The organism is Nereida sp. MMG025 (assembly GCF_021654165.1).
GTDB lineage: Bacteria > Pseudomonadota > Alphaproteobacteria > Rhodobacterales > Rhodobacteraceae > Nereida.
Genome location: NZ_JAKFZN010000002.1, coordinates 373,301 through 398,936, shown reverse-complemented (window position 1 = coordinate 398,936; position 25,636 = coordinate 373,301). Strand labels below are relative to the sequence as shown.

33 protein-coding genes are annotated in these 25,636 nt (G+C 54.3%); 20 read left to right on the top strand and 13 right to left on the bottom strand.

All coding sequences use genetic code 11. The features are described 5' to 3' along the window. On the top strand, positions 1–1,539 hold the full coding sequence (gene ubiB / locus L1065_RS08060; protein ID WP_237094949.1) for a 2-polyprenylphenol 6-hydroxylase: 1,539 nt from the start codon (positions 1–3) through the stop codon (positions 1,537–1,539). Here ubiB and L1065_RS08055 read toward each other — a convergent pair. After that, a complete protein-coding gene (locus L1065_RS08055; RefSeq protein ID WP_237094948.1) occupies positions 1,443–2,195 on the bottom strand; it encodes a flagellar hook capping FlgD N-terminal domain-containing protein in 753 nt (250 codons plus the stop codon). The two genes, ubiB and L1065_RS08055, sit on opposite strands and share 97 nt — an antisense overlap. Before the next feature lie 10 nt (positions 2,196–2,205). Further along, complete coding sequence (locus L1065_RS08050; protein ID WP_237094947.1) at positions 2,206–3,774, bottom strand: flagellar hook-length control protein FliK; 1,569 nt, start codon at positions 3,772–3,774, stop codon at positions 2,206–2,208. 116 nt (positions 3,775–3,890) lie between these two features. On the opposite strand from L1065_RS08050, the gene L1065_RS08045 reads away from it, so the two are divergent. The 6 genes from L1065_RS08045 to L1065_RS08020 all read left to right on the top strand — a co-directional run bounded on the left by L1065_RS08045 (position 3,891) and on the right by L1065_RS08020 (position 7,817). Continuing rightward, a complete protein-coding gene (locus L1065_RS08045; RefSeq protein WP_237094946.1) occupies positions 3,891–4,175 on the top strand; it encodes a rod-binding protein in 285 nt (94 codons plus the stop codon). After that, positions 4,172–4,513 (top strand): hypothetical protein, encoded by a 342-nt coding sequence (locus L1065_RS08040; RefSeq protein WP_237094945.1) that lies wholly within the window; start codon positions 4,172–4,174, stop codon positions 4,511–4,513. The genes L1065_RS08045 and L1065_RS08040 overlap by 4 nt, the downstream gene beginning before the upstream one ends. 201 nt (positions 4,514–4,714) lie before the next feature. Continuing rightward, positions 4,715–6,178, top strand: a complete 1,464-nt coding sequence (locus L1065_RS08035) for a flagellin (protein WP_237094944.1) — start codon at positions 4,715–4,717, stop codon at positions 6,176–6,178. Positions 6,179–6,253: 75 nt separating this feature from the next. After that, the gene (gene flaF, locus L1065_RS08030; RefSeq protein WP_237094943.1) at positions 6,254–6,631 is read left to right on the top strand and encodes a flagellar biosynthesis regulator FlaF; all 378 of its coding nucleotides are present in this window, start codon (positions 6,254–6,256) and stop codon (positions 6,629–6,631) included. Then, the gene (gene flbT, locus L1065_RS08025) at positions 6,628–7,032 is read left to right on the top strand and encodes a flagellar biosynthesis repressor FlbT (protein ID WP_237094942.1); all 405 of its coding nucleotides are present in this window, start codon (positions 6,628–6,630) and stop codon (positions 7,030–7,032) included. The genes flaF and flbT overlap by 4 nt, the downstream gene beginning before the upstream one ends. Continuing rightward, positions 7,032–7,817 carry a DUF1217 domain-containing protein gene (locus tag L1065_RS08020; protein ID WP_237094941.1) on the top strand — a complete coding sequence of 262 codons (786 nt, stop codon included), beginning with the start codon at positions 7,032–7,034 and terminating at the stop codon, positions 7,815–7,817. Before flbT ends, L1065_RS08020 begins: the two co-directional genes overlap by 1 nt. On the opposite strand, the gene L1065_RS08015 is transcribed toward L1065_RS08020, so the two are convergent. Then, positions 7,803–9,137 (bottom strand): FliI/YscN family ATPase, encoded by a 1,335-nt coding sequence (locus L1065_RS08015; protein WP_237094940.1) that lies wholly within the window; start codon positions 9,135–9,137, stop codon positions 7,803–7,805. The two genes, L1065_RS08020 and L1065_RS08015, sit on opposite strands and share 15 nt — an antisense overlap. Positions 9,138–9,264: 127 nt before the next feature. Here L1065_RS08015 and L1065_RS08010 point away from each other — a divergent pair, with 127 nt between their 5' ends. From L1065_RS08010 to L1065_RS07970, 9 genes are read left to right on the top strand one after another with little or no spacing between them, the layout of a single operon-like run. Then, complete coding sequence (locus L1065_RS08010; protein ID WP_237094939.1) at positions 9,265–9,603, top strand: hypothetical protein; 339 nt, start codon at positions 9,265–9,267, stop codon at positions 9,601–9,603. Between the two features lie 9 nt (positions 9,604–9,612). After that, positions 9,613–10,005 (top strand): flagellar basal body rod protein FlgC, encoded by a 393-nt coding sequence (gene flgC, locus L1065_RS08005; protein ID WP_237094938.1) that lies wholly within the window; start codon positions 9,613–9,615, stop codon positions 10,003–10,005. A gap of 8 nt (positions 10,006–10,013) precedes the next feature. Beyond that, a complete protein-coding gene (gene fliE / locus L1065_RS08000; protein WP_237094937.1) occupies positions 10,014–10,295 on the top strand; it encodes a flagellar hook-basal body complex protein FliE in 282 nt (93 codons plus the stop codon). Continuing rightward, a complete protein-coding gene (locus tag L1065_RS07995; protein ID WP_370641152.1) occupies positions 10,295–10,561 on the top strand; it encodes a flagellar biosynthetic protein FliQ in 267 nt (88 codons plus the stop codon). Before fliE ends, L1065_RS07995 begins: the two co-directional genes overlap by 1 nt. A gap of 4 nt (positions 10,562–10,565) precedes the next feature. Then, positions 10,566–11,276: a flagellar hook-basal body complex protein gene (locus tag L1065_RS07990; protein ID WP_237094936.1), complete on the top strand. Its 711-nt coding sequence runs from the start codon at positions 10,566–10,568 to the stop codon at positions 11,274–11,276. Between the two features lie 15 nt (positions 11,277–11,291). Continuing rightward, the gene (gene flgG / locus L1065_RS07985) at positions 11,292–12,077 is read left to right on the top strand and encodes a flagellar basal-body rod protein FlgG (RefSeq protein WP_237094935.1); all 786 of its coding nucleotides are present in this window, start codon (positions 11,292–11,294) and stop codon (positions 12,075–12,077) included. Beyond that, positions 12,074–12,493 (top strand): flagellar basal body P-ring formation chaperone FlgA, encoded by a 420-nt coding sequence (flgA, locus tag L1065_RS07980; RefSeq protein ID WP_237094934.1) that lies wholly within the window; start codon positions 12,074–12,076, stop codon positions 12,491–12,493. The genes flgG and flgA overlap by 4 nt, the downstream gene beginning before the upstream one ends. After that, on the top strand, positions 12,480–13,217 hold the full coding sequence (flgH, locus tag L1065_RS07975) for a flagellar basal body L-ring protein FlgH (protein WP_237094933.1): 738 nt from the start codon (positions 12,480–12,482) through the stop codon (positions 13,215–13,217). The genes flgA and flgH overlap by 14 nt, the downstream gene beginning before the upstream one ends. A 9-nt stretch (positions 13,218–13,226) precedes the next feature. After that, on the top strand, positions 13,227–13,709 hold the full coding sequence (locus L1065_RS07970; RefSeq protein WP_237094932.1) for a flagellar basal body-associated FliL family protein: 483 nt from the start codon (positions 13,227–13,229) through the stop codon (positions 13,707–13,709). On the opposite strand, the gene L1065_RS07965 is transcribed toward L1065_RS07970, so the two are convergent. The 5 genes from L1065_RS07965 to L1065_RS07945 are packed head-to-tail and all read right to left on the bottom strand — an operon-like array spanning position 13,706 to position 18,447. Beyond that, positions 13,706–14,044 carry a hypothetical protein gene (locus tag L1065_RS07965; protein ID WP_237094931.1) on the bottom strand — a complete coding sequence of 113 codons (339 nt, stop codon included), beginning with the start codon at positions 14,042–14,044 and terminating at the stop codon, positions 13,706–13,708. The genes L1065_RS07970 and L1065_RS07965 overlap by 4 nt on opposite strands. After that, the gene (locus L1065_RS07960) at positions 14,041–15,126 is read right to left on the bottom strand and encodes a flagellar biosynthesis protein FlhB (protein ID WP_237094930.1); all 1,086 of its coding nucleotides are present in this window, start codon (positions 15,124–15,126) and stop codon (positions 14,041–14,043) included. The genes L1065_RS07965 and L1065_RS07960 overlap by 4 nt, the downstream gene beginning before the upstream one ends. Continuing rightward, a complete protein-coding gene (locus L1065_RS07955; protein ID WP_237094929.1) occupies positions 15,123–15,902 on the bottom strand; it encodes a flagellar biosynthetic protein FliR in 780 nt (259 codons plus the stop codon). Before L1065_RS07955 ends, L1065_RS07960 begins: the two co-directional genes overlap by 4 nt. After that, positions 15,899–17,971 carry a flagellar biosynthesis protein FlhA gene (gene flhA, locus L1065_RS07950; RefSeq protein WP_237094928.1) on the bottom strand — a complete coding sequence of 691 codons (2,073 nt, stop codon included), beginning with the start codon at positions 17,969–17,971 and terminating at the stop codon, positions 15,899–15,901. The genes L1065_RS07955 and flhA overlap by 4 nt, the downstream gene beginning before the upstream one ends. Next, a complete protein-coding gene (locus L1065_RS07945) occupies positions 17,968–18,447 on the bottom strand; it encodes a transglycosylase SLT domain-containing protein (RefSeq protein WP_237095186.1) in 480 nt (159 codons plus the stop codon). The genes flhA and L1065_RS07945 overlap by 4 nt, the downstream gene beginning before the upstream one ends. A 27-nt stretch (positions 18,448–18,474) precedes the next feature. Here L1065_RS07945 and L1065_RS07940 point away from each other — a divergent pair, with 27 nt between their 5' ends. After that, positions 18,475–18,675 carry a hypothetical protein gene (locus tag L1065_RS07940; RefSeq protein WP_237095196.1) on the top strand — a complete coding sequence of 67 codons (201 nt, stop codon included), beginning with the start codon at positions 18,475–18,477 and terminating at the stop codon, positions 18,673–18,675. A gap of 40 nt (positions 18,676–18,715) precedes the next feature. On the opposite strand, the gene L1065_RS07935 is transcribed toward L1065_RS07940, so the two are convergent. The 5 genes from L1065_RS07935 to fliL form a co-directional block, all read right to left on the bottom strand. Further along, positions 18,716–20,722: a hypothetical protein gene (locus L1065_RS07935; RefSeq protein ID WP_237094927.1), complete on the bottom strand. Its 2,007-nt coding sequence runs from the start codon at positions 20,720–20,722 to the stop codon at positions 18,716–18,718. Beyond that, a complete protein-coding gene (gene motA / locus L1065_RS07930; protein WP_237094926.1) occupies positions 20,719–21,588 on the bottom strand; it encodes a flagellar motor stator protein MotA in 870 nt (289 codons plus the stop codon). The genes L1065_RS07935 and motA overlap by 4 nt, the downstream gene beginning before the upstream one ends. A gap of 69 nt (positions 21,589–21,657) precedes the next feature. Further along, the gene (locus L1065_RS07925; RefSeq protein ID WP_237094925.1) at positions 21,658–22,236 is read right to left on the bottom strand and encodes a MotE family protein; all 579 of its coding nucleotides are present in this window, start codon (positions 22,234–22,236) and stop codon (positions 21,658–21,660) included. A 10-nt stretch (positions 22,237–22,246) separates the two neighbouring features. After that, positions 22,247–22,603, bottom strand: coding sequence for a hypothetical protein (locus L1065_RS07920; RefSeq protein WP_237094924.1), 357 nt, complete (start codon positions 22,601–22,603; stop codon positions 22,247–22,249). Positions 22,604–22,614: 11 nt separating this feature from the next. After that, positions 22,615–23,097, bottom strand: coding sequence for a flagellar basal body-associated protein FliL (gene fliL, locus L1065_RS07915; RefSeq protein ID WP_237094923.1), 483 nt, complete (start codon positions 23,095–23,097; stop codon positions 22,615–22,617). 108 nt (positions 23,098–23,205) lie between these two features. On the opposite strand from fliL, the gene fliF reads away from it, so the two are divergent. Genes fliF through L1065_RS07900 form a run of 3 tightly spaced genes read left to right on the top strand, consistent with a single transcriptional unit; the run spans position 23,206 to position 25,629 of the window. Next, positions 23,206–24,765, top strand: a complete 1,560-nt coding sequence (gene fliF / locus L1065_RS07910; RefSeq protein WP_370641151.1) for a flagellar basal-body MS-ring/collar protein FliF — start codon at positions 23,206–23,208, stop codon at positions 24,763–24,765. Continuing rightward, entirely contained in the window at positions 24,762–25,370 is a 609-nt protein-coding gene (locus tag L1065_RS07905) for a hypothetical protein (RefSeq protein ID WP_237094921.1), read from the top strand. Before fliF ends, L1065_RS07905 begins: the two co-directional genes overlap by 4 nt. Beyond that, positions 25,363–25,629 (top strand): FliM/FliN family flagellar motor switch protein, encoded by a 267-nt coding sequence (locus L1065_RS07900; RefSeq protein ID WP_237094920.1) that lies wholly within the window; start codon positions 25,363–25,365, stop codon positions 25,627–25,629. The genes L1065_RS07905 and L1065_RS07900 overlap by 8 nt, the downstream gene beginning before the upstream one ends. Positions 25,630–25,636: the final 7 nt, after the last annotated feature.

The following is a 25,636-nucleotide window of genomic DNA, read 5'->3' as shown; positions in this document are numbered from 1 at the left end:
ATGCGTGGACCTCATAACATTATTCGCCTGATCCGTATGGGTGCCACTTTGGAACGCACGGGCGGGATGAAAGTGGTTTTGGACGCCTTTGATGCGCCTGTGCCCCTGCGCATTGTTGCGCGGGTGTTGGGCTGGCCGTTCAAATGGCTTGGCCTGAAAGGCGATCCTTCGATGCCATCAGCGGTGCGCGCGCTTGTTGCCTTGGGGCCTGCCTACATCAAATTCGGTCAGGTTCTTTCTACGCGTCCCGATGTGGTTGGCGACGAATTGGCGATCCAACTGCGCGTGCTGCAAGACAAACTGCCCCCGTTTTCCATTCAAGAAGCGAAAACGATGGTCGAGGAAGAACTCGAGCGCCCGATCGAGACGGTATTCTCTGAATTCTCGGAACCGGTTGCGGCGGCATCGATCGCGCAAGTGCATAAGGCGCGGCTGGCCGAGACGGGCCAGGAGGTTGCTGTGAAAGTGCTGCGCCCGGGCATCGAAAAGCGGTTTGGCAAGGATATTGATGCCTTTTACTTTGCCGCCAACATGGTCGAGATTTTCTCGCCCAATTCGCGCCGCTTGCGGCCCTTGGATGTGATTGAACATTTCGAAGGCGTTGTGAACGGCGAGCTGGATTTCCGCCTTGAAAGCAGTGCGGCTGGCGAATTCGCAAATACCACGAAAGAGGACAAAGGCTTCACCGTCCCCGCAGTGAATTGGGAGCTGTCGGCCAAACGCGTGATGACGCTTGAGTGGGTTGATGGCATCCCTGCAGGCGATGTCACGGCGATTGATGCCGCAGGTCACGACCGTGTTGCTTTGGGCGAACGTGTGCTTGAGTTGTTTTTGCAACATGCTTTGCGAGACGGTTATTTTCACGCAGATATGCACCAAGGCAATCTCAAGATTAACGCCAAGGGCGAAATTGTGGCCTATGATTTCGGGATCATGGGGCGCATTGATGAGTATACGCGCCGTGTCTATGCCGAAATTTTATTCGGGTTTATCCGCAAGGACTATCGCCGCGTCGCGGAGGTGCACTTCGAAGCAGGATACGTGCCCGCCGATCGCGATATTGACGAATTCGCGCGTGCCCTGCGTGCGGTGGGCGAACCGATTTTTGGCATGGATGCGTCGCGTATCTCGATGGGTCGTTTGTTAAGCTACCTGTTCGAAGTGACTGAACGCTTTGGCATGGAAACGCGAACCGAATTGATTTTGCTGCAACGCACAATGGTCGTGGTCGAAGGGGTGGCCCGCACCCTGAACCCCAAGATTAACATTTGGGAAGTCGCGCAGCCTGTCGTGGAAGACTACATCAAGGAAAGCATCGGCCCCAAAGCGCTTGCCAAAGACCTGCTGAAAACAGCCCGCGTTTTAGCACGCTTTGGTCCTCGCCTTCCGCAGATGACAGAAAGCCTTTTGATCGCGCAGGCCAATCGGGGCGCAGAACAAGATCACCAGACGCCGTGGACATTTAAATCTGTCCTGCTTTGGACATTCGTTGGGGCAGGATCTGCGTCAGCGATATTCTGGATTTCTGCGCTGCTGTAATCCACAGGCTCCCGAATGGCAGTGATTGCAGCGCTATCAATTAAGGCGCCGCCTTTGATCACAAGATAGGTGCTGCCCCCTTGGCTGCGGGCCTCGGTGATTGGCACATAAACTTCGGCAGGGATTGTATCCAGAACTTCGCCGTTGTTCTGGCTTTCAATGCTAAAGGCGTAGACCCCGTTTGGCAGGCTATCCCCATCGCTGGACATGCCGTCCCAATTGAAAGGGTCGGCCGAGACGGGGATTTCACGGCGGTCAACCTCTGTGCCCTCTTCATCCCGTACAATCAGAAACGCTTTGTCCGCAATGGCTACCGGATTGGGCGCAATGGTGATGGGCGTGCCGTCAAATTCAACAGGCGCGGCAACCCGCGCTTCCATACCGACCCATCCCGCCAGTTGCCCCATGCCAAGCAAGGCAAATTGGCCGTTCAGCCCTTCAAGCAAGTCATTGGTTTTGGTCTGCTGCTCAACCGCGGAAAATTGCGCCAGCTGTGCGGCATAGTCCTCTGACTTTACCGGGTCGAGCGGATCTTGGTTTTCAACCTGCGTGGTGAGCATTTTCAAAAACATATCAAAGTCGGAGTTGATGACACCCTGATTGGTGGTTCCAGAGCCATATTGCGGGGTGATCGTTTGAACGGGGGTGACTGTCATATCAAATCTCCTAAAGACGAATGTCGATTCCAGATTGGGCAGTTGTGCGTGGCATCTGTTTTTCAGGCGGGCCGTCCAAAACAGGCTCATCTGATACATCTTGGGACGACGCCTGCTCTTGCTCGCCATTGTTTGCGCCGTTTTGGCCAAATGCGAAATTCAGCGTTTCATAGCCTGCGTTTTCGAACTCCTGCATCAAAAGGTCGACGTTACGGCGCAGCATGTCTTGGGTTTCCGGACGCTCCGATTGCAGCATCACGACCATCCCCGCATCGCCACCTGAAAAGGTGATGCGCACGCGGCCAAGCTCTTCTGGATTTAGCGTCAGTTCAGTCATGCCCGTTGCGTTGAGATTGAACGCTTCGGCCAGCTGCTGTGCGACCTGACGGGGCGCGTTGGCGGGCATCGTTGTGACGGGCGCATCCAAAGCCACTGGCGCAGCTGTCATCAGGACCGATCTTTCAGCGGCAAGCGGTAAATGATCCACATCGGTCTGCGGAAATTCGATTGGCGTTTGGGAATGAATGGGCTGTGGAACGTCAAATGGCATGGCATTCTTGTTTGGCGCGGTCATTTTGGGAACGGTCGGGGGCTGCAACGCGACAGCCGCCCCGCCATCCGATTTTCGCAGGGGAACGCTATCTGGATATCGGACTGAAACAGCCTGCAAATCCATTGGCGGCTGCGGCAAGGCAACAGCCCCTTCAAAGGGCGATGGGGCCTGTTTCATTGGGGCCGCCGTTGCCTGTGGGTCTGGCCCTTCGGCTAATTTAGGGATGGCTGGATCATCCGCCGCCGTATGGTTCATATGCGTGTCTGGTTCAGAAGCCGCTTTGTGTGCCTGTGGCGGTGCTGTCATGGGTTGCTCAGGCAAAGCGATCCGTTGCGATCCAACATCGCCAGACGGTATCGGACCCGAAGCAAAAGGCTCAGACGGAACAACTTGGCGTTGAGTATCAATTTTCTCGGATCTGGTTCCGTCGAAATCAGGGTTTGACAGATCCAATAAACGCGGGGGAATGACATCGATTTTCGGTGTCGCCTCGTGACCGACGACGGCACGTGATACAGCTTTCGGCGGTTCGACGATGCGCCCTGGAAACTCAACTTCAGCACTCATCAAGACAGTTTTTTCATTGGGCACGCGAGCCGTGTTGGAGGCTATGATCGACTGGCCAACCACTTCTGTCTTGTCGGCGGAGATGGGAAACCCAAGGGGCAAGTTCGGGCTGGTTTGCCTTCTTGCTTCAGGTTCAACACCTTCGCGGCCCTGCGTGTTCATCACCCTTGCATGCATCACGGAACCGTCGCTTTGCGGCAGGACCACCCGCGCTTGGCTTGCCCCGGCCGTGATATTGTCTGGCGAAAATTCAGCGCTCAGCTGCCCGTTTTGAGGGGTATTTTGCATCAATAGCGGCAACGGTTCAGGCAAAGCCTCTTCCACCATCTGGATGTCACTTCCCTGCAGGTCAACCAAATCCGCAAAGCCCTCGGTTTCAGCATTGATGGCAGGATCAGTCTGCATCTCCAGCGATACATCAACATGTCCAGAAATTTTGAACGGCAGTGTGATCTGCATAAGGCACCTTCGGTTTTCTACCTGTGTGCCCCCGTTTTAACGCCTGACAGTTACCAGATGTTTACCGTTCGCCCTGCATAAAGACCAAAGAGCCTACAATTTGAAGGAAATTGAAAATGGATATTCAACCAACCTCTCCACTTCATTCGAAACCAGCCGCGTCCGAAGGCAAAGCCCTGAAAGATGCCGCAAAAGATTTGGAGGCAAGCTTTCTGGCAGAGATGCTGAAAGGTGCCGGCCTTGGCAAAGCGCGGGATTTTGGCGGCGGCGGCCAGGGCGAGGACCAGTTTCAATCCATGCTGGTACAACAACAAGCGCAGGCCTTGGTGCAAAACGGTGGCATTGGGCTGGCCGAACAACTGTTTGAAAGCCTGAAAGCAACGCAGGAGGCACGCAAATGAACCCTGCATTCGTAACGTGCCGTAACGCTTTAGATCATGAGGCGGATGCCATCAAAACACGTGATTGGGCTGCGATGGAGCGCCTTGTTTCAGAAAAACAGGCGGCGTTTGAACAACTTAGGGCGCATAAACTGTCCAAAGAACATCTTAGCGCCTTAAAGGAGAAATCCGATCGCAACGCCAAGGCGCTGAAAGCCACGCAAGACGGTCTGACCGCCGCACTGCAACGATTGGCACAAATACAATCAAGCCTTGAACATTCTCAGGTCTATGGCCCCGAAGGCACGGTCCTCGATATCGCGGCCAAAGGTGCATCAAAACTGGAAAAGCGTTCGTAAAATTTGAGCTAAATCAGATGGATAGAAAGGTCAGGATTTAGGAAACTCTTAGGGATTGCATGCCAATTTGCACAGGCATTCCGGGTGGAGTGGCGTGTCCCTTTTGTAAGGGCCCACAACTGTCAGAAGGCACCAAACGACGGCGAAAGCCATCGATACTTGCAACGGCGCAAAAGCGCCCTCTGAACAAGAGAGAGTTCTATGTCCAGTATTCTTACCAACAACAGTGCAATGGTCGCGCTGCAAACTTTGAAGTCGATTAATTCGAACCTGCAGCAAACACAGTCCGAAATCTCGACCGGTAAATCTGTGTCATCGGCCAAAGACAACGCAGCCGTCTGGGCGATTTCAAAGGTTATGGAATCCGACGTAAAGGGTTTTGATAATATTTCGGAAAGCCTTGCCTTGGGTGAATCAACCGTTGCGGTCGCAGCCAACGCATCAGAAACCATTACGGACCTGCTGACCGACATCAAAGGCAAAATCGTTGCCGCTCAGGAAAGCAATGTTGACCGAGACAAGATCCAAACAGACATTACTGCGCTGGCAGATCAGATCAAATCGGTCACAAACGCGGCGCAATTTAATGGGCTTAACCTTGTTCGCGGTGGCGAAACGGTTGATGTTTTGTCGTCCTTGGATCGACAGGCCGATGGTCAGGTCGTGTCTTCGAAAATCCAGGTTGATCGGACAGATTTGCGCCAGACGGGCGCGGCCTTGGGCGAAGGCGCGGATATCACCGTTGGCACCATTACGGATGCTGACAATCAAGTGTCGGCTGCCAATAACTCCTCAACAGTCACGATTGATTCATCTGCGGTAACGACCTCACGCAATGTCGAAGTGGTCGTCGCGGGCGTCACCGTGAGTTTTGCAGCAACCGATACTAACACAGACACCGAAATCCGTGATGGGTTGGTCGATGCATTCAATGTGCTTAAAGACGGCGGTCAGGCTGAGTTTGCGAATATTTCTGTCGCTGACAATAGCACCAATGAACTTGTTTTGACCCGCGAAGGCCTTGGTGATGCTGTGACGATCGGTGAAGCAGACGCGGCTGTGTCTGGATCAGACATTGCAGAGTCGGCCGACAAAATCGTTTTTGGTGCAGCCGCCGACCGCGACAGCTTTGAACTGACCATCGGCCAAGACAAGTTCACTTTCACCGCGGACGGCAGCACACCTGCGGCTGATATCGCCACGAACCTTGCTGATCAGATCAATGCAGCCGGTATTGCCGGGATCGTGGCAACCGCCGATAATGGAACGCTGCGCTACGGCGCAACCAACGGCGCTACGCCTGCGACATCATTTGCTCAGAAAGCAGATGGTGATCTTGGCGGCGCGCTACAGGGTTTGGCCTCTCTCAACGTGACCACAAACGAGGGCGCGACCCAGGCGTTGTCCGACATCGAGGATATGATCACATATGCCATTGATGCAGCCGCGTCTTTCGGGTCGGCGCGCGGGCGGATTGAAACCCAGTCTGATTTCATCAGCAAGCTCACCGATAGCCTGACATCGGGCATTGGGGCTTTGGTGGATGCCGACATGGAAGAAACATCTGCCAAGCTTCAGGCGCTACAGGTGCAACAACAGTTGGGCGTTCAGGCGTTGTCGATCGCTAATCAGTCGCCGCAATCGATCCTGTCACTGTTCCGTTAATTACGGCCCAATCCGATCGGGGCGCGAAGGATCGCGCCCCGACACAAACCATCTGTTTAAAAGGCCCCCTTATAAATGAGCTCCACATCCCTCGCTTATCAATCCTATGGCGAAGCGCCTCAGTCTTCTCCGTCGCCCAGATCCGTAGAGGCCATGGCCTTCGCGCGCATCACTCGCATGTTGCAAAATATTCCCAAGGCAGGTCCCGCGCGGTATCCATCTTTGGTGGATGCACTGCATATGAACAAAAAATTGTGGTCGTTGCTGGCATATTCGGTTGCGCAAGATGAAAACCAGCTGCCAGCGCAGCTTAAGGCGCGGATCCTAAGTCTCGCGCTTTTTACCGAACGGCACACAAAAGAGGTTTTGGACAATGAAGCAGACCTCACTGCGCTGATTGAAGTCAACCAGTCTGTGTTGCGAGGATTAAAGATGAAAGGTGCACATCAATGAGTGGTCTTGTCCTGAAACTGTCCCCCAAAGAGCGCGTATTGATCAACGGTGCCGTGATCGAAAACGGCGACCGCCGAAGCCGATTTGCCGTTGTCACACCAAATGCCAATATCCTTCGCCTCAAGGATGCGATTCATCCCCAGACCGCAAAAACCCCCGTGCGCAGGGTGTGTTACATCGCACAACTCGTGCTGTCCGGGGATGCCGATCCCGAGGATGCGACCATGCAACTGCTCCGCGGCATCGAACAGCTGAGCCAAGTGCTGACAGATGAGGACAGCCGACAGATCATAAAGCGGGCCACCGATGCCGTTCTGGCGGGTCATTTCTACCAATGCCTGAAGTCCCTCAGGGCTTTGCTGCCACGCGAAGACCGTTTGCTGCGGGTCAGCTTGAACTGATGTTTCAACCAAGCCTTCCACTGACAGGGTTTGCAGGGTGGACCTTTCTGGAGCGAACGATTGAGCGTCAGACCGAAGCCTTCAACAACACGCCAAACTCAAAACGCCTGACTGCATACTTCCGCGAAAATATCGCGGCTGTGCAAACGCCTGAGCAACTTGTGAATGACAGGCAGCTTTTGGAAGTCGCGTTGAACGCTTATGGGCTAGGTGAGGACATCAACAACAAAGCCTTCATCGAAAAAATATTAACGGACGGAACATCTGAACAATCCGCTTTGGCAAACCGATTGGCAGACAAACGCTATGCGCAATTTGCGGAGGCGTTTCAATTTGACCAAGGCATCCCCAACACGGTTCTGCCCGATTTCGCAGACACAATGTTAGCGCGATATTCAGACCTGTCATTTGAGGTTGCAGTGGGCGATCAGCAGAGTGATCTGCGGCTGGCCCTGAACACAAAACGAAGCCTTGCCGATATCGCAACCGGTTCGGGGAGTGATGATGCAAAATGGTTTAAGATCATGGGGGACCCGCCGCTCAGACAGGTCTTTGAAACGGCATTGAACCTTCCTTCTTCCTTTTCGCAACTGGACCTGGACAAGCAGCTTGAGGTTTTTCAAGACAAGGCGAAACAACGGTTCGGCTCTGCGCAGGTGGACCAGTTTAAGGACCCTGCCAAAGTCGAAAACCTGATCCGCCAGTTTCTTTTGCAATCCGAAGTTCAGCAATTAAACCAAGTGACCTCTCCAGCATCTATCGCACTGGCGTTAATCGGCGGGTAACGAAGTGCTACCTTTTTCACTCACTTTGGCCAGATCATCGAAACAGCCCTGAATGTCCTGCCCATCCGCGCGCCCGATGAAGGCATCCAAATCTGGCCAAACCCGCACTGCTTTATCCAAAAGCGGATCACTTCCCGGACTATAGAGCCCTGCTCTGATCATGACCTCAGAACTCTCATAGTGGCCCAAAAGCCCACGAACATAGTTGAGCATATCCCTTTGCGGCTGGTCCAACACATGCTGAACGCTTCGCGATACAGAGCGTGACAGGTCAATCGCTGGAAAGCGCCCGCGCTCTGCGATTTTTCTTTCCAGAACGATATGCCCGTCCAGCACCCCGCGGGTGATATCGGCGATTGGCCCATCCATATCTGACCCCGCCACAAGAACACTGAAAACCGCAGTAATGTCCCCTTGATACCCCGCACCTGGCCCCGCGCGTTCGCATAGTTGCATAATGTGTCCAGCTGTAGACGGCGGAAATCCATCTGGTCCGGCAGGCTCTCCTGCAGATAGGGCAATCTGTCGATGCGCCTCGGCGAAACGGGTTAGGCTGTCGGCCAAAAAGAGTACGTTGCGCCCTTCATCGCGAAGCATTTCTGCGATGGTCATAGCTGTGTGGGCCGCACGTTTGCGAAGCGCGGCGGACTGATCCGAAGTGGCAACAACAACGATGCTCTTTGCCAATCCGTCGGGACCGAGCACATCAGAGATAAATTCATTCACTTCGCGCCCGCGCTCTCCGATAAGGGCGATCACATTTACATCGGCTTGAACGCCGCAGGCCAAACCCGCAAGCAACGTTGATTTGCCCACGCCAGATCCCGCAAACAGACCAACCCGCTGTCCGCGTGCCAAGGGCAGAAACGTGTTCATCACACAGTAGGGGGTCGAAAGCTGCGCCCCGAAGCTGCGCCGCGCAACCGCTGAAGGCGGTTCGGCCACAATAGAGCGGGCGGTTCCAAGGCTCAAAGCGCCGAGCCCGTCGATAGGTTGGCCGTTGGCATCAACGACCCGACCAATCCAAGACAGGCTCGGCGCAATTTTTCGCGGCCCGATCAACTGGACAAGATCATTCAGGCGAAGCTGCTGTGGGCGATCTTCGGGACAGATCAGAACAGCATCGCGCGTGACATCAAGCACCTCTCCTTCAAGTGTTTTTTTTCCCGACTGGATGCAAACAACATCCCCCAGTTGGGCGATATGTTGCAGTCCCGAAACTTCAATGACGCTATCGGTGATGCGCTGAACGCGCCCGACAATCCGCACAGGAGAGATCGTTCGAATTTTATCGCGCAAAGCTAAAAAGGGATCGGTCATTCAAATTTCACTCAAATTGCTTCGTTGAAACCCTTTCTAAAGGAATCAGGGTTAAGCCTTTGTTGAAGTCGGAAAGGGAGAAGCCCTTATGTTTCAAAATTTGACCGTATTTACCGTGTCACACGACATGGCTAAACATGCAGGCCGTGCACAGGCGCTTGCCGCTCAGAACGTGGCAAATGCCGACACGCCGAATTACCAGCGCAAAACGATTGCTCCGTTCCAAGCAGAGCTCGGGCAAGCTGCGCCTAAAATGCGCGCAACCCGTGCGGGCCACGTGACTGCACACCTCGGCCCGACGTCCGCAGCGGCGCAAACCGCCAGCAATGCGGCACCCAACGGCAATAGCGTCTCCTTACAAGAAGAAATGCTGGCCTCCGTCGATGCCAAGCGACAGCACGACCGCGCGATTGCGATCTATAAATCCTCGCTGACCGTGCTGCGTGCCAGTCTTGGCCGCAGATAGGGGGAACGGATGACTGATTTCACAGACGCACTTTCCCTCTCTTCGGGCGGCCTGAAAGCGCAGTCCCAAAGGCTGCGCCACATTTCGGAAAACATCGCCAATGTTGATACCCCCGGATATCGCCGCAAGACCGTATCATTTGAGAATGTTCTTGATCCTTCGACGGGCAAAGCTTCGGTCCAGACCGGACCAATGCGCCTGTCGCAAGCTGCCCTTGAACAGGTGTTTGACCCAACGCATCCGTTGGCGAACGCGACAGGCTACTACGATGGATCAAACGTGAATCTGGTGATGGAAATAGCTGACGCCAGAGAAGCGCAGCGCAGCTACGAAGCAAATCTGAAACTGTTCGAGCAATCCCGGAAAATGTCATCGGGGCTCATGGATCTTCTTAGAAAGTAGGCACTTGAATGGATATCAAAGCCAATATTGCTGCCACCGGATATGCAGCCACAAAACCCGCAACCGCACCCGACCCAACAGGTGGGTCAGCATTTAGCGACGCCGCCAAAAGTTTCGCTCAAACACTGAATGACGGCGAACAAACCGCAATCGCCGCAATGAGTGGTGGGGCCGACCCGCACGCGCTGGTCCAGGCACTTGCCCAAACAGAGTTGGCAGTCGAAACGGCCGTCACAGTGCGGGACAAAGTCGTTGAGGCGTATCAGGAAATCCTAAGGATGCCGGTCTGATGGACGACCTTGTTTTCTTTGACACGTTGCGCCAGGGGCTTTGGATTTCGGTGGTGATCTCGGCCCCGATGCTGTCTGTCGCGCTTTTGGCGGGTGTGACCGTAGGACTGTTTCAGGCGCTGACATCCATTCAGGAAATGACACTGACGTTTGTTCCCAAAGTCGCCGCAATGCTTGCTGTTTTTTGGGTCACCATGGGCTTCATGACGCAGACACTTGCCACCTATTGGAGCGAGCAACTCGTGCCGCTGATCGCGGGGATTTAGGACCATGAGCAACGCAATCTACACATCCCTCACACGTCAATCTGGTCTCATGCGCGAAATGCAAACAGTGGCAAACAATATCGCCAACATGTCCACAACAGGCTTTCGCAAGGAAGGCGTCATCTTTGCCGAGCACGTCAAATCCACCGACGGCGCGCCATCTTTGTCCATGGCGACCGCGTTGGGACGCGAAACGCTCGATCTGCAAGGAACGCTGAAACAAACAGGCGGGCGGCTGGATATGGCCATTGAAGGCGAGGGCTTTTTTGTTATCGGCACACCTGAAGGTGAGCGACTGACGCGTGCTGGCCACTTTGCAACCAATGCCGCAAGCGAGTTGGTCACCGCCGACGGACACCCCGTTTTGGATGCAGGCGGTGCGCCTATTTTTATCCCGCCAAATGCGGGCACCTTGGGCATCGCTTCTGACGGTACGATCAGTCTGGATGGCCAGCCACTGGGTCAGGTTGCCGTCGTCCGCCCCTTGGACGCCGATGGCATGCAGCGGCAGGACGGTGTTCTGTTTCGCGCTGACGCAGGCTTTGAACCTGCAGAAGGACAAGTCGTGCAAGGGTTTCTCGAAGCGTCAAACGTAAACGCGGTGACGGAAATAAGTCGCATGATCGAAGTTCAGCGCGCCTACGAGTTGGGGCAGGGCTTTTTGGACAAAGAAGACGAACGCATTCGCAGCGCCCTCCAGGCGCTCACCCGCTAATTGAGGAGCCATTAGATGAGAGCCTTACAAATCGCAGCAACCGGGATGACAGCGCAGCAAATGCGCGTTGAAACCATCTCGAACAACCTCGCGAATATGAACACCACAGGCTACAACGCGCGGCGCGCCGAGTTCGCGGATTTGCACTACCAACAAGCCACACGGCCCGGCACGATCAATGCCGCCGATGGAACTGCGGTGCCCACTGGGGTGCAACTTGGCTTGGGCGTTCGGGCCTCTGCTGTTTCTCTGGAGCTTGCCCAAGGCACCGTCTCGCCCACGGGCGGTGATCTGGATATCGCGATTGAAGGGCAGGGTTATTTGGAAGTCACACTGCCCTCGGGCATTTCAGGCTACACCCGCGACGGCGCTTTGAAGCGGTCCGCCGAGGGGCAGATCGTCACCTCAGATGGCAACCCCGTGGTCCCTGATATCACCATCCCCAATGATACGCGGAGTATCTCGATCAACAGCGCGGGCGAAGTCTACGCCTATTTCAATGATCGGGTTGAACCAGAACTTCTTGGGCAACTTACTTTGGCGGGTTTTGCAAACCCAAAAGGGCTGGAGGCCATTGGCAGCAATTTGTTCCTTGAAACCAACGCTTCGGGCGCGCCGTTTGCCGCCGAACCGGGCCGAGACGGATTGGGCAGCCTGCGGCAAGGATATCTGGAAAGCAGCTCGGTCGATGCGGTGCGCGAGATCACAGAACTCATCGAAGCGCAGCGCGGATATGAAATGAACGCCAAGATTATCACCGCCGCCGATCAGATGCTTGGCGCGACGACACAAATCCGATGATCCGTTTCGCAACCATCTTTGCGGTATGCACCGCCCTTCCCGCCCTAGCCGATACGGTGGTCGCCACAGGCACCATTCGGGCTAAAGCCATTCTTGGGCCCGAGGATATTATGGTCAAAGACATCGATGTGGATGGCGCGTTCCGATCGCCGCTTGATGTGATCGGGTTGGAAGCGCGGGTCGTTTTGTACCCCGGCCGACCGATCAAACTGGGTGATCTTGGCGCGCCCGCAATAGTGACCCGAAACCAGATGGTGACACTGGTGTATACCAGCGGCGCTCTGATGATTGCCACGGATGCCCGTGCGTTGGAACGCGGCGGGGTTGGCGATTGGGTGCGCGTGATGAACCAGTCATCCCGCACCACCGTGTCTGGCCAAATTCAAAAGGATGGAACTGTCCATGTCAAACCCTAGCAAAGCCCTGATGTGTGGACTGATTTTGGCCGCGGCAAGCGGATGTGCGCGGCTTGAAAAAGTGGGCAAGCACCCTGAATTTACGCCCACCCTTCCAAACGCTGAAACCCAAGCGATGCTGGCGCCTGTTGTGCCAAGACAAACCCCGTTAAGCCGCTCAAGCGATCAATCATCGCTTTGGTCAGGCGAACGGCAATCCTTGTTGGGCGATCGGAGGGCCGTTGCGCGCGGCGATATCCTGACCGTGGTGATCGAAATTGATGACCGGGCAGAGTTTTCCAACTCTTCCCAACGCAGCCGGAACGGCAGCGAAAGCATGCGTATTCCGAACCTTCTTGGCATCCCACAACGGCTGGATCAAAAATTGCCAGAAGGCGCAACGATGGGCAGCGCTGTTGATCTCAGCGGCTCTAGCAGCGCCTCTGGTGATGGATCGGTCAGCCGAAATGAGCGGCTCACACTTCGGGTTGCCGCCACGATTGTAGAGGTTTTGCCCAACGGCGTTTTAAGCGTGCAAGGCTCGCAAGAGGTGCGTGTGAACTTTGAGCTGCGCGAGCTTTTGGTCAGTGGCTATGTGCGACCCGAGGACGTGAGCCGCCAGAATGAGGTGACTTACGACAAAATGGCCTCGGCCCGTATTTCCTATGGCGGGCGGGGTCAAATCTCGGACATGCAACAACCGCGCTACGGCCAGCAGGCCCTTGACGCCATTTTGCCGTTTTAAGGAGCTGAGATGAAGCCACTTCTCTTACCGATCTTGATCGCGCTTGTTGGCATTGGGGCGGGCGCGGGCGCGGGCATAATGATGAAACCGACACAAGACACATCAGCCGAACACTGCCTTCCCACCACACAAACGGAGACTTTGGCCGAGGTGCCCGAGCCCGACACCAGCCTGGAATTTATCAAGCTGAACAATCAGTTTGTTGTGCCCATCATTTCGGACACGCGCGTCACATCGCTTGTTGTGATGTCGCTCACCATTGAAGCCGCGGAAGGCACCCGCGAAGAGCTTTACCGCCGCGAACCCAAGCTGCGCGATGCGCTTTTGCAAGTCATGTTCGACCATGCAAATATTGGCGGATTTTCGGGTAATTTCACCACGAGCCCGAAGATGGACGCGTTGCGTCACAAGCTGCTGCAAGCCACCCAGGCGATCATGGGCGATGTGGTCACCGACGTATTGGTGACCGATGTCGCACGGCAAGACGGCTAGCGTTCGAGACCTTTCAAGACTTCTTCAAGCGCAAGGGTTTTGCCAAATGCTTTGGCGGCTTGAACGCGGGCGTCTTCCAAGCGAAGCTTATGGCCCAACCGCAATTGGGTCAGCCGCCGCAATTCCTGATCAGTCCAGGTCAGCCATTTTGCGTGGCTTTGCCATGCCATAACGTCTGCGGATGCCTGCTGAAAACCCCTGCCCGATCGCGCCTGCCGCAACTGTGATATGGCGGCCTTAAGCGCGTCGTCTTCGGCTTTCAGGTGTGCAAACCGCGCCTGTGCTTCATTGCTTTTCAACTGTGCAACTTGCAACAAATCTGAATATACGGTCATGCCGAACCCGTCCGCATCTTGGCGCGCAGCTTTTCGGCAAACCGGATGGCAGCGGCCACAGCGCGGTAATGGTCTTGCTCGATCTCATCGCCAATATCGACTTGTGCGTAAAGGGCGCGCGCCGTCTTTGGATCGCTGTGTATCGGCACAGCATTCTCATTTGCGATAGCCCGAATTTTGGCCGCAATCTCATCAACACCCTTGGCCACGCATATCGGTGCTCGCCCGCTTGCGCGATCCCATTTAAGCGCAACCGCATAGTGGGTTGGGTTCACCACAATGACATCCGCTGTCGGCACATCTGCCAGCATCTGGTTCATCGCAATATCATACCCGCGTTGGCGACGTTCGTTTTTCAGATAGGGATCGCCCTCGCTTTCCTTGGTTTCGTCCATCAGCTCTTTGTGAGACATCATGTTCTTGCGCATATGTTCTGCGTATTGCCACGCGTAATCGACGCCACCAATCGACAGGGCAATAAGTGTGACAAGTAGCAAAAACGCGATGACCAGATCGACGAAATAAGCGCTGATCATCATGGGGCTTAGAAGGACCGTATTGACGATCTGTTCAAGATGCGCCGCCACGAACCCCCACAACAGAACCGAAATAATCAACAGTTTGATGGCACTTTTGGCAAATTCAAAAAGACCACTTCGCCCAAATTTTTGCTTTGCGTTCGAAAGCGGCGAGATCTTGGACAGCTTGGGCTTTATTTTATCGGCTGAGACAACAAAGCTGCGGGTCCCGATGACCGCCAAAAAGACAAACAGAATTGGCAAAAGGAAGATTGCGGCGACAGAGGTGGCAAGGCCTGTCAGGGTTTGCTTGATGAGAGCGCCGCCGGCGCCATCCAATGGTCCCGTCTGTACCCAAAGCGGCATCCCGAAAAACAGTTGCAACTGGGTGTTCAAACCCTCCATCATCCACGCGCCCGACATCAGACACGCGATCAAAAACCCTCCGTATACTGCGGCAACATTGATCTCTTGCGAGCGCGGGACCTCGCCTTTCTTGCGTGCATCCTCCAGCTTTTTGGCAGTTGGCTGATGCTGCTTGTCGTCGTTATTCTCATCGCTCATCTGGGCAATCCGAATGGATCATCGGTGAAAGACGCAAGCGCGTGGCCCCAGACTTGTAAAAGAAGCGGCGACAAAATTGCCAAAAGGATCAGCCCGCCTGCCGTAATTGCCGGTGCGCCAACCATCGCAACCATCAACTGCGGCATGGCACGGTTAATCGCGCCAAGTGCCACATTATAAATCAACGAGGCCACAAAAAACGGGGCCGCCAGTGAAAACGCCAGCTCGAAACACCGCGCGATCTGTGCGACGCCCCATTGGGTCGTGTCTGCTGCGGAAGGCCAAATGCCCAATGGAAAAACGCTGTACGATCCCAAAACGATTTCCACCACCTTTACGTGCAGACCCAACATGGTGACCAAGGCCAAACCTGCGACGAAGAGGACATTCCCGATCGCGGCTTGAGGTTCCATGTTTTGGGAACCTCCAAAGATTTGTGAAAGCGATGTGGATTGTGCCGCGATTGTCCCTGCGATCTGCAAGGCGATGACAAACAGACGCAATCCCAACCCCATCAATAAACCGATCACCAACTCACCGGGGATCATCATCACAAGATCCACGCCCACGGAGTCCGGCGCGCGATTGGCCGTCAGACCTGATCCAACCAAAACCGTCAGCACAATCGTTATCCCAAGGCGCACCCGCACAGGCACGGTTCGTTCTCCGAAGGCAGGCAAGAGCGCCATCATTCCACTGACGCGCAGAAACACCAAAAAATAGGTTTCGAACCACAGTTGAACAAGCGCGACAGCAGGCCCCAGATCAAGCGTCATGCGGCGACCAGTCCAACGACAGAGGGGCGCGCCTCCATCCCGATTTCTTCAAAGGACAGCACCGGATTGGACAGGCCCTTGGCCATCATGATTGTGCGAATATAGCGCCGCCTGCGCATCGACGTAACGACTGCTGGAAAATGCCCCGCTTCGCTGGCCGCGGCTATTTTTTCAGCCAACGATGTGGCCAGTTTGTTAAACTGATCTGGCGGAAGTGCGACATCAACACCACCGCGATCATTTTCAATCTGGTGGGAGATAAATTGCTCTTCCCACGACGCGTCCAGCTGGATCAGTGGGATGGTACCATCGTTGCGCTTTAACCCCGCAACCAGCTGGAAGCCCAACCGCTGACGCACGTGCTCTGTAATGCCTTCAGGCGAAATTTGCGCACTGCGGATCTCGGAAATAGCCTCCAAGATGAGCGGAAGGTTTCTGATTGATACCCGCTCATCCAACAAAAGCCGCAACACCGTTAGCAAAAGATCAACTGGCACTTTTTCAGGGATCAACTCATCCAGCATTTTGCGATTGGCCTGGCTGCGTACGGGGTCCGACAGGTTCACCAATTCATCCAGAAGCTTGCGAAGGGCCTTCAGGCTCAGCAGGCGGGAAAAGTTGGATTTGACCGTTTCCAAAAGATGTGTGGCCAACACCTCGGTCGGGGATACGATCGTGGCACCTTCAATCAAAGCCGCCTCTTCAAGGTCGGCCGTGATCCAGCGGGCTGGTGCCTGATAAACAGGCTCTTTGACATCTACACCCCGCGGCAGGTTGTCTGCCCCCTCTATCAGCAGCATGAGGAAATGATCAGGTTTGAGAATATCGCGGGCCTGTTCAACGCCCTGAATTTTGATGACATATGTGCCAAGCGGCAGCGATGCATCATCAGTCAGCCGCATTTCGGGTAAGATCAGACCGAAGTTGGTTGCGATATGCTGGCGCATATTTGCGATCCGCGCGTCCAGTCCGATCGCCGGATCAAGTACCATCTGAATAAGGTCAGGTGCGAATGAAATATGGATGTCTTCCAGATCCAGAATATCGCCAATGGGCGTATCCTTCGGCGCCTCGGCTTCGGGCAGATCGGGTATATCTTCTTGGGGTTTTTTGCGCACATAATAAGCCGCACCAAACAGGCACAGCGCACCGCCAATAAACGGCAGAAACGGAAGGCCTGGCACCAAAGCAAAAAGCACCAACAGCCCGCCAACAGTGGCCATCGCTTGGGGATAGCGACTAAGCTGGCTGAAAAGTGCCAGATCTGTTGCGCCTTTGGCACCCCCACGCGCCAGCAAAAGGGCTGATGCGATAGATATGATCACCGCTGGAATTTGTGACACCAATCCGTCGCCCACCGTCAAAATGGCATAAGTCTCAAACGCAAGTCCCACCGGCATGGCGTGCACAGTTGTCCCGATGATCAGTCCGAAAACAAGATTTAGAAGCGTGATCAAAAGCCCTGCTATGGCGTCCCCTTTGACAAATTTGGATGCCCCATCCAGAGACCCGAAAAAGGTGGTTTCGGCTTGCTCAAGTTCGCGGCGCTGCTTGGCTTCTTCATGATCAATCGCCCCGGCAGACATGTCACTGTCGATGGCAAGTTGTTTGCCGGGCATACCATCCAGCGCAAAGCGTGCGCCGACTTCCGCCATACGCGCGGCACCTTTGGTAATGACGATAAAGTTAACGATCAACAAAACACCAAAGACCACAAGACCCAGAAAAAGGCTGCCACCCATGACGAAATTGGCAAACCCTTCAATCACGTCACCCGCCGCATCCGTGCCCGTGTGCCCCTGGCCGATAATCAATTTGGTTGACGACACATTGAGCGACAAGCGCAACATCAAACACGCAAGCAAGACCGTGGGGAACGAAGAAAAATCCAGCGGGCGTTCAATAAACAAGGTGACGGTGAACATCAAAATGGCAAGCGCAAAGGATACCGCCAAACCGACGTCTAAAACCCACGCAGGCATAGGCAGGATCATCATGACGATGATCGCCATAAGTGCGATTGCCAAAAGAACCGTCGGTTGAAAAAATGCGCGCAAAGAAAGGGTCATTTGAACAAAGACCCTGCTGATTTCACCGACAGTCGCGCGGCTTTGGGATATGACTGAGCGACCCCACCAAGCGGGGGGGCTTGTTTGATCTGACGGTGCTCTTTTTTGTTATCAAGTGCGCTGTGTTTAGGGCGGGCCTGACGGCTTTCGGCCACCCACTTTGAGATACCCTTTCGATGCTTGGCCACAACTTTGCGGTAGCGGGCTGCGTGGTGCTGTGTTCGCGAATGGTAAGCCCCGATTGCATAGTCCCACGACCCACCTTCGGCCTTTAACCGTGATAAAAACGCGGCGGCGTAGCGGGTGTTCGAAATGGGATCAATCATCTGATCAATTGTTTGAAATCTATGGCCGTGCCAGCGGTAGTTTATCTGAAAGCATCCTACATCAAAGTTGCGACGTGATGCATTTTTGAGCGCGACAGCCCGATCGGACAGTGCTGTAGACGTTTGAAAATACTCTCCTTTTCCGGACACATTGATGGCCCAGGGCCAGGGCAAAAAATGGCCATGTTGCGATTTTCCCGTTTCAGTAAGGGCAATAGCAAAGAGGATATCTGCAGGAACATTTGTTTCCCGAGAGATGATCTGTATCGCATCAATGCAGGCGTTTTTCGGCAAGGCGTCAGAGGCGCCAGCCGCCGTGGCGAAGGCAATGGCGAAAACCGCTTTGAGAATGATATTTTGAAAAAACCGCACGCTTGATGCTCCTCTGCAAGACACTGCAAGAGATAGCGAGCCAAGGTTAATTATTGGTAAGGTTAAGCTCTGGTTCGGTCGAAAGAATCTGTCCAATGCCTTCGCGTGCGATGCGAGATGCCTCAAGAAGTTTCTGGGAGTCGGTCAAACTCCGCTTGTCGGCAAGGTCTTGTACCTGCGTCGTGCTTTGTTGAACGCGCACCAAAGGGGCCTCTGCAGGAAGCAAGGAAAGGTCGTCCCAAGCCCCCATCCGGGTCAGAGCTTTTTGCACGGCTTTTTCGTCTTCAATGAGAGCTGCACTTTGCATGGCTTGGACCCGATCTCCTGCTAACAGGTCAGCCTGCAGTCGCAGTTCTTTTGCTTTGGCGACATTGTGCCCCACCAGAACATCGCGTGCCGCACGAGGTTGGTTAAGCGCCAGATAAATCTGGGCCTTCAAAATGTCGTTCACGGCGCTGGAGGGCAGGGTTTCAGCCCATGACATGGCGGCCTTGCCAAAGCCCAAATCCAAAAAACGTTGCGCGATCACCCTCTGGCTCTCTTCATCGCCATCGAATTCAGGACTCTGGTCCTTTGTGCGATCAATGACGGTCAGAAATTCAAGGTCGGTCGCACCTTTTACGGCGCGGGAAATCAGATCTGCGTAAGTGTTTTGCGACAGCCCGTGTTCGCGAATTTTTTCAAGCGCCAGATTGAGTTGAGCGCCGTGAAGATACATTCTGGTTTGCGTTTTGATAAGCGGGACCACCTTGTCTGATCCGCGCATTTGCGTGATGAAGGACGCCAGCAAAGTCTTGTCCGCGTCCCCAATGGGCTGCAGGGCATCGATCTGCGCTTCGATCTTCTGTCGGATCGCTTCGGGATCATTGGCTATGCCGTTAATTCGCCCCTCCGAAGGCGTCTGGAGATCTTGAACATAGACACTGATTTCGGCTGCCAAATCGTTATCTTTGGTATTCTGAACCTGCGACAAAAGCATGGGTAGCAGAAGAAGTTGTACTTCTTTTGGCATACGGGCGATAGTTTCAAATGCCCGACGCAATTCCTGTACCTCCGTGGTGCGTTCTGTCGCGGGCAAACCGATTACGCGCACGGCCGCGGCAAAGGTAGAACACGCATGAAGCGTTTCAGACAGCCACAGCCCAGACCTACCATATTCCAGCGTTTCACCCACTGCCCGTAGCGTGTGGTCTATCGGCTGATCAGATGATGCAAGAAGCTGCATAGCCTCCAACCCGAGGCCGAAGGAAAGATACATCCGCGCCAAGTTACGTTGGTTTTGTACGTCAGTCGGGTCGCCTTGCCATTCCAAGCGATAGCGGCCCAGAGCTTTGTTGAAATCCTGACTATCATTGAGAAACGGCCACGGTTCGGGAAACTCTGTACAGCGTTCAGCTGGGTCAGTGCCACGTGGTTGGGAAGGGGACAAAACCGTATCGATGCTCGTTTGCACATTAAAGCTGTCAATTGTTGGACGAGCGTCGCTGGTTTTTGACGGAGTTTGGTCCGGTCGGTCGGTCGCAGGTTGAAACGCATTTGGATCAATACTGACAAGCCCTTGGGACGCAGCACGGGCAAGTCCTTCGCTAAGGTTTTGCGCCAAAGCGGACGTGTCCACATCCCCGTCAGGCAGGGTAAAGCCAACTTCGCTTTCAGTGTTGCGCGGCGGATTTTCGGAAAACACCAAGGGAAGCGGTTCTGGCGGCTCCTGCTTTGGGTATACGTCCAGAACGATGGATCTTGCATACCGTGTGTCGCGCACGTCGCATGCGCAATTAAGGACAAGTGCAATCTCACCACTTCGAAGCTGCGCACCGCGCACGCGCTCTGTCGTGATTTTTTCAAACAAACGGGAGGTATCCAAGCGGGATACGCGCCTATTTACTTTTACAAAGAAGTCGCCGTTTCTTTGCTCCAGTTCGTATCTCGGCGCACTTGGAAAATCGAGTACAACACGTGTGAATGGGCCGTGCTCGCCACTTCGGACGACAACCGTCTCTGCCGATACAGGGTGCGCAATCAGAAACGCCAGAACCCCTAAAACCCTGATCATGCGGCATCCTGCTTGCTGGCTTGAAGCGCTTCTTCAAGTTCCGAAAAACTGGGCCGGATGTGGGATGGCGTGTTTTGACGGCCGACTTCGATACAAATATTGGTAGAATGGTTGTGCAGATTGGCTACCAGAACCTCTCGGATCAACTGATAGAAATGTGCGTCCTCTTCTGTGACCGTTTTGACCTTGGAGGCGAAAGGACCGACCAAACCATAGGCCAAAAATACGCCCAGAAATGTGCCCACCAAGGCCCCGCCAATGAGTTTGCCCAAAATCTCTGGTGGCTGATCAATAGAGCCCATCGTTTTAATAACGCCAAGAACCGCCGCAACAATTCCCAAAGCTGGCAAGCCATCGGCAACGGTTTGTAACGCATGGCTGGAATGCATCGAATAATGCAAATTGGCATCGATGCGTTTTTCCAGAACTTCTTCGACCTGATGGGGATCATCGTAGTTCATCGATGCCGAGCGTAGCGTGTCACAAATCAGATCGACTGCTTCTCGGGATGCCAAAATACGAGGGTAGTTCTGGAAAATGGACGAGTCGGCTGGCGCTTCAATGTGTTCTTCCAATCCCACAGGGTTCTGACGCGCCAAGCGGATCAGAACAAACAGCAGGCAGAGCAGGTCCTTGTAATCATCAGGCTTCCATTGCGGGCCCTTAAAGACCTTTCCGACATCTTTAACGGTATGTTTGATGGACGACATATCGTTGCTGATGACAAACGCGCCAAGGGCGGCACCCCCGATCATGGTAAATTCGTAGGGCAGCGACTTCAAAATAATCCCGAATTTACCGCCGGCTGCCAAATAGCCGCCAAAAACCATCACAAAGACCAGTACGATCCCGATAATACCAACCATGTGCCTGCCCTTGATGTTTCACCTTTCATGAACAGACCACAAAGGTCTTAACACACGGTTCACATAGGGTCAGTTTTTCGGCACATCACGGTTGCGATTTGCCAGGATAACACTGATTGCATATGCGACATCGGGTTCTAGACCCGACACAATTGCAGCCGCCGCATCAGGGCGCATGCGGGCCAGAAAACCAGCTGCAAATTCCGGTGCCATTTGTTGAAATATCGGCGCTGCGTCCTTTGGCTTCATATTTTCATAGACCGCCGTGAGGCGTGCCAGATCTGCCTCTTCTGCCCCGTCGGCTGTGGCCAGCGTTGCAGCTAATTCTTCTTCTGCTTTCACCAACGCGTCCAGGGTCGCTTCGATATTTTGCTTGGTAAAAGCCAGTTCCTGTTCTCGTATCAAAAGAGCTTCTTCGCGCTCTGAAACACTCTTTTCCCTTATGAGCAGGTCTTGGAGTAGATCATTCAGCTGGTCTGTATCCATAACCCTTTCTTGGTTGGTTTCGGCTTGCAATGGGGCCTCCTCGCTTTGGCCACTTGCCAAAGCATCGCCAAGGCCGGTGGCCAATCGCAAAGCCGCCGATGCCAAAAGGATCGTACAAATCAGAAAGACTGTTCCGCCAAATTTACGTGGTGTTTGCGTCATTTTCAGGCGCCTATGCGTTTTCTCTGTGGCGCACAAACACGGTCGTGTCTGGCGTAACTTGAGGCTTTGGCGTTTTGTTGGCCGATGGCAGATCATGAAGGGATGCCATCTGAAGTTGGAGCGCGCCCACCGCATCCTCGGCCCGGGCAACCAGGGTTTGCAACTCTGACGAAGTTTGCTTGGCGCTGGTTTGCGCCTTTTCCATCGTTTTTGTCAGGTCATCCACTTGCATTGCCAGAACGGCCACTGCCCCGCCAACCCCTTTTTCGAGATCGTTGAATTTTGCAAGGCGACGCGACAAAACCATGCAATAGAACACAGCCGCAAGCGCGCCTGCCCCTAAAAGAAGATCAGAAAGATAGTCCATCAGCACCTCACTCACGTTAGGACAAACTCCATAATAAGAAGATCGTTCACACGGCCTTCACCCGTCACCAATTGGACGCGTCTCAACATTTGCGCACGGATCCGGATGAGGCTTGAAGGGTCTTCCAAATCCTGCACGGAAACAGCGCGCAGGTAGCTGTTAAGAACATCAACCACCCGCGGCAAAACCGTTTCGACATCCGTGACATAGGCGGTGTCGACTTCAAGGTTTGCCCGAAACCGAAGATGGGTATTTCGCGTGCTTTGCGCCAAGTTGATGACCAGCGGTTCAAGCGGGACAAACGATACTTCGCCAAGTGGTTCGATTTGCTTTTCGGGGGCGGTTTCGGCCGTTTCTTCACCCGCATCTGAGCCGCCAGAACTTGTTACATAAAACGCACCGCCGCCGCCGATTAACGCGACAAGCACGCCAATGATCAGTGGCAATTTGGACCGTTTTTGCGGTGCGTCTTCGGTACCTTCTTCTTCCGCCATAACAAGGTCTCCTCATTTTTGTCGAATCTCGTTTTAGCGGCATAGAGCTAACCGATTGTTAATATCGCTCTGGCATATCGGTTTCATCGTGAACGGGCAGAACGCCCCATGAGGGAACTGAAAATGCAGCAGATCACATCTGTTTGGACAACTTTGAGTATGGCAAAACGCGCCGTGATCATCGGCGGCGCAATCGCTGTTTTTCTGGCCGTGGCCAGTATTGGAAAGCTTGCAGCAACACCCACGATGCAAGTCCTGTATTCAGGCCTGGACGCGAAAACATCAGGTGACATCCTTGCAGCCCTAGAGGCGCGAAACGTCGTTTTCGAAGTCCGAGGAAATGCCATTTATGTAGAAGCGGGACGCCGCGACAGCCTTCGTATGGATCTTGCTACCGAAGGGCTGCCACGCAACAGCGCAACGGGTTACGAGCTTTTGGATGGCTTAAGCGGGTTTGGCACCACGTCACAGATGTTTGACGCTGCATATTGGCGCGCAAAAGAAGGCGAGCTGACGCGCACGATTGTGTCCAGCCCGTTTGTGCGCAATGCCAGAGTCCACATCGCCAACCAAAGCAGCTCACCCTTTGCGCGCGCGCGCGATTCTTCCGCTTCGGTGACCCTTTCAACCACGTCAGGCATGCTTCCAGCCAATCAGGCCCGCGCTATCCAGTTCCTTGTCGCTTCGGCAGTGACAGGGCTGAACCCACAAGACGTCGCCGTGATTGATGACCAATTCGGCCTGATTGACACAGATGGAAGTGCCTCAGGCCTTCCCGCATCTCAGGCGGGTGCCTCTGAAGATATGCGCAAGCGGGTTGAACGGCTGTTGGAAGCCCGCGTTGGTCGTGGAAATGTCATGGTTGAAGCCAGCGTAGAACTTGTCACCGATCGCGAGACGATCCGCGAAACCACAATTGATCCAAACAGCCGCGTTGCCATCTCTACAACTGTCGAGGAGCGGACAAACTCCGAAAACGGCAGCACAGGACAAGTGACCGTGGCCTCCAATCTGCCAGATGGCGATGCAGCCTCGGGCGAGAGGCAATCAAACGGATCGCAAACACGCGAACAGACAAATTTTGAAGTTTCAGAGGTGCAGCGCGAGCTGGAACGCAGCCCAGGATCGGTCAAACGCCTGACCGTTGCGGTCTTGATAAATGGAACAAACGAAATCGGCGAAGACGGAGCCACGCAATTTATCCCCCGCAGCGATCAGGAGCTTGAAGATTTGCGTGAACTTGTCGCCTCGGCGGTCGGGTTTTCTCAAGAACGCGGTGACACGATCACGCTGAAATCGCTTGAGTTTCAGCCCCTTCCAACCTTACCCGAGCCTGTTGAGGCCTCCCTCTTCGATCTTTCCAATATTGATGCGATGGCCCTGATCCGTCTGGGTGCTTTGCTGGCTGTTGTCTTGTTCGTCGCGCTCTTCATCGTGCGTCCCGTTTTGAAGCCTGCACGCGCCAATGACGCCGCCGCGCTTCCATCTCCTACGAATGACAATGCTCCAAATCCAAGCGGGAATGAGGCTAACGCGGCGGAAGAACCACTGGCTCTGGATGCGCCCGATCCAGTTGAGCGGTTGCGCCAGATGATTGACGAACGCCATGACGAAACAGTTGAAGTTCTGCGCAAATGGATTGCCGAGCCCGAAGGTCAATCACGATGAGCAAGTCCTTTGTCTTTTCGAACTTCGGGGATATCACGACACAGCCTGTGTCAGCAGATGCGGATATCCAACAGACAGCTGCAACAGCAGATACGTCCTATGAGGACGGGTATAAGGCAGGTTGGGATGACGCCGTAAAAAAGAACCTTGAGGACGCGCAAAACCTGACAACTGCGCTTTCCGAAAACCTTCAGCATATCGCTTTTGATTACCATGCAGCACGGACAGCCGTGTTAGAGGGTCTCAACGGTGCGATGACAGAGGTCTTGCAAAAAGTTTTACCTGCCATCGCACAGAAGTCTCTTGGCCCACAAATACTCGACGCTCTTGGTAAGCTGAGCAACGGGCATGCCGACCTTCCGTTTGAAATTCTCGTAAACCCGAACGACGAAAGCGCTGTAAGCCGTATCCTTCCAGAGGTTGCGGGAATGACTGTGACCCTAAAAACCAATCCCGATCTGGGGCCAGGGCAGGTTCTGTTGGCGACCGGGTCCAGCGAACATCAAATCGATCCGCAAGCTGTTGCCGATGAGATTCTTCAATCCGTGCAAAGCTTTTTCGAGACGCAACATCAGGCACAAACATCACAGGTGAACCATGGCTGACGAAACACAACCAAACCCGTTTTCGGACCTACCCGTCGAAATCACTGTTTCGGTGGGGCACGCTCGTCCGAAAATTAAAGACCTCATGTCGATTCGGCCCGACGATGTTCTACCACTCGATTGTGGCATTGCTGACCCTGTAGAGCTGTTTGTCGGCGGCCGGCTGATCGGGCGGGGAGAATTGGTAGAGCTTGAAGGCGAGGACGGCTCGGGGCTTGCGGTCAAACTTACGGAAATTCCAGATGTTCCGCGCCTTTAACGCGCGG

Bases quoted from the DNA above. Each gene is read 5' to 3' on its own strand.
- ubiB (WP_237094949.1), top strand. From the start codon at position 1: ATGCGTGGACCTCATAACATTATTCGCCTGATCCGTATGGGTGCCACT.
- L1065_RS08055 (WP_237094948.1), bottom strand. From the start codon at position 2,195: ATGACAGTCACCCCCGTTCAAACGATCACCCCGCAATATGGCTCTGGA.
- L1065_RS08050 (WP_237094947.1), bottom strand. From the start codon at position 3,774: ATGCAGATCACACTGCCGTTCAAAATTTCTGGACATGTTGATGTATCG.
- L1065_RS08045 (WP_237094946.1), top strand. From the start codon at position 3,891: ATGGATATTCAACCAACCTCTCCACTTCATTCGAAACCAGCCGCGTCC.
- L1065_RS08040 (WP_237094945.1), top strand. From the start codon at position 4,172: ATGAACCCTGCATTCGTAACGTGCCGTAACGCTTTAGATCATGAGGCG.
- L1065_RS08035 (WP_237094944.1), top strand. From the start codon at position 4,715: ATGTCCAGTATTCTTACCAACAACAGTGCAATGGTCGCGCTGCAAACT.
- flaF (WP_237094943.1), top strand. From the start codon at position 6,254: ATGAGCTCCACATCCCTCGCTTATCAATCCTATGGCGAAGCGCCTCAG.
- flbT (WP_237094942.1), top strand. From the start codon at position 6,628: ATGAGTGGTCTTGTCCTGAAACTGTCCCCCAAAGAGCGCGTATTGATC.
- L1065_RS08020 (WP_237094941.1), top strand. From the start codon at position 7,032: ATGTTTCAACCAAGCCTTCCACTGACAGGGTTTGCAGGGTGGACCTTT.
- L1065_RS08015 (WP_237094940.1), bottom strand. From the start codon at position 9,137: ATGACCGATCCCTTTTTAGCTTTGCGCGATAAAATTCGAACGATCTCT.
- L1065_RS08010 (WP_237094939.1), top strand. From the start codon at position 9,265: ATGGCTAAACATGCAGGCCGTGCACAGGCGCTTGCCGCTCAGAACGTG.
- flgC (WP_237094938.1), top strand. From the start codon at position 9,613: ATGACTGATTTCACAGACGCACTTTCCCTCTCTTCGGGCGGCCTGAAA.
- fliE (WP_237094937.1), top strand. From the start codon at position 10,014: ATGGATATCAAAGCCAATATTGCTGCCACCGGATATGCAGCCACAAAA.
- L1065_RS07995 (WP_370641152.1), top strand. From the start codon at position 10,295: ATGGACGACCTTGTTTTCTTTGACACGTTGCGCCAGGGGCTTTGGATT.
- L1065_RS07990 (WP_237094936.1), top strand. From the start codon at position 10,566: ATGAGCAACGCAATCTACACATCCCTCACACGTCAATCTGGTCTCATG.
- flgG (WP_237094935.1), top strand. From the start codon at position 11,292: ATGAGAGCCTTACAAATCGCAGCAACCGGGATGACAGCGCAGCAAATG.
- flgA (WP_237094934.1), top strand. From the start codon at position 12,074: ATGATCCGTTTCGCAACCATCTTTGCGGTATGCACCGCCCTTCCCGCC.
- flgH (WP_237094933.1), top strand. From the start codon at position 12,480: ATGTCAAACCCTAGCAAAGCCCTGATGTGTGGACTGATTTTGGCCGCG.
- L1065_RS07970 (WP_237094932.1), top strand. From the start codon at position 13,227: ATGAAGCCACTTCTCTTACCGATCTTGATCGCGCTTGTTGGCATTGGG.
- L1065_RS07965 (WP_237094931.1), bottom strand. From the start codon at position 14,044: ATGACCGTATATTCAGATTTGTTGCAAGTTGCACAGTTGAAAAGCAAT.
- L1065_RS07960 (WP_237094930.1), bottom strand. From the start codon at position 15,126: ATGAGCGATGAGAATAACGACGACAAGCAGCATCAGCCAACTGCCAAA.
- L1065_RS07955 (WP_237094929.1), bottom strand. From the start codon at position 15,902: ATGACGCTTGATCTGGGGCCTGCTGTCGCGCTTGTTCAACTGTGGTTC.
- flhA (WP_237094928.1), bottom strand. From the start codon at position 17,971: ATGACCCTTTCTTTGCGCGCATTTTTTCAACCGACGGTTCTTTTGGCA.
- L1065_RS07940 (WP_237095196.1), top strand. From the start codon at position 18,475: ATGGCCATGTTGCGATTTTCCCGTTTCAGTAAGGGCAATAGCAAAGAG.
- L1065_RS07935 (WP_237094927.1), bottom strand. From the start codon at position 20,722: ATGATCAGGGTTTTAGGGGTTCTGGCGTTTCTGATTGCGCACCCTGTA.
- motA (WP_237094926.1), bottom strand. From the start codon at position 21,588: ATGGTTGGTATTATCGGGATCGTACTGGTCTTTGTGATGGTTTTTGGC.
- L1065_RS07925 (WP_237094925.1), bottom strand. From the start codon at position 22,236: ATGACGCAAACACCACGTAAATTTGGCGGAACAGTCTTTCTGATTTGT.
- L1065_RS07920 (WP_237094924.1), bottom strand. From the start codon at position 22,603: ATGGACTATCTTTCTGATCTTCTTTTAGGGGCAGGCGCGCTTGCGGCT.
- fliL (WP_237094923.1), bottom strand. From the start codon at position 23,097: ATGGCGGAAGAAGAAGGTACCGAAGACGCACCGCAAAAACGGTCCAAA.
- fliF (WP_370641151.1), top strand. From the start codon at position 23,206: ATGAGGGAACTGAAAATGCAGCAGATCACATCTGTTTGGACAACTTTG.
- L1065_RS07905 (WP_237094921.1), top strand. From the start codon at position 24,762: ATGAGCAAGTCCTTTGTCTTTTCGAACTTCGGGGATATCACGACACAG.
- L1065_RS07900 (WP_237094920.1), top strand. From the start codon at position 25,363: ATGGCTGACGAAACACAACCAAACCCGTTTTCGGACCTACCCGTCGAA.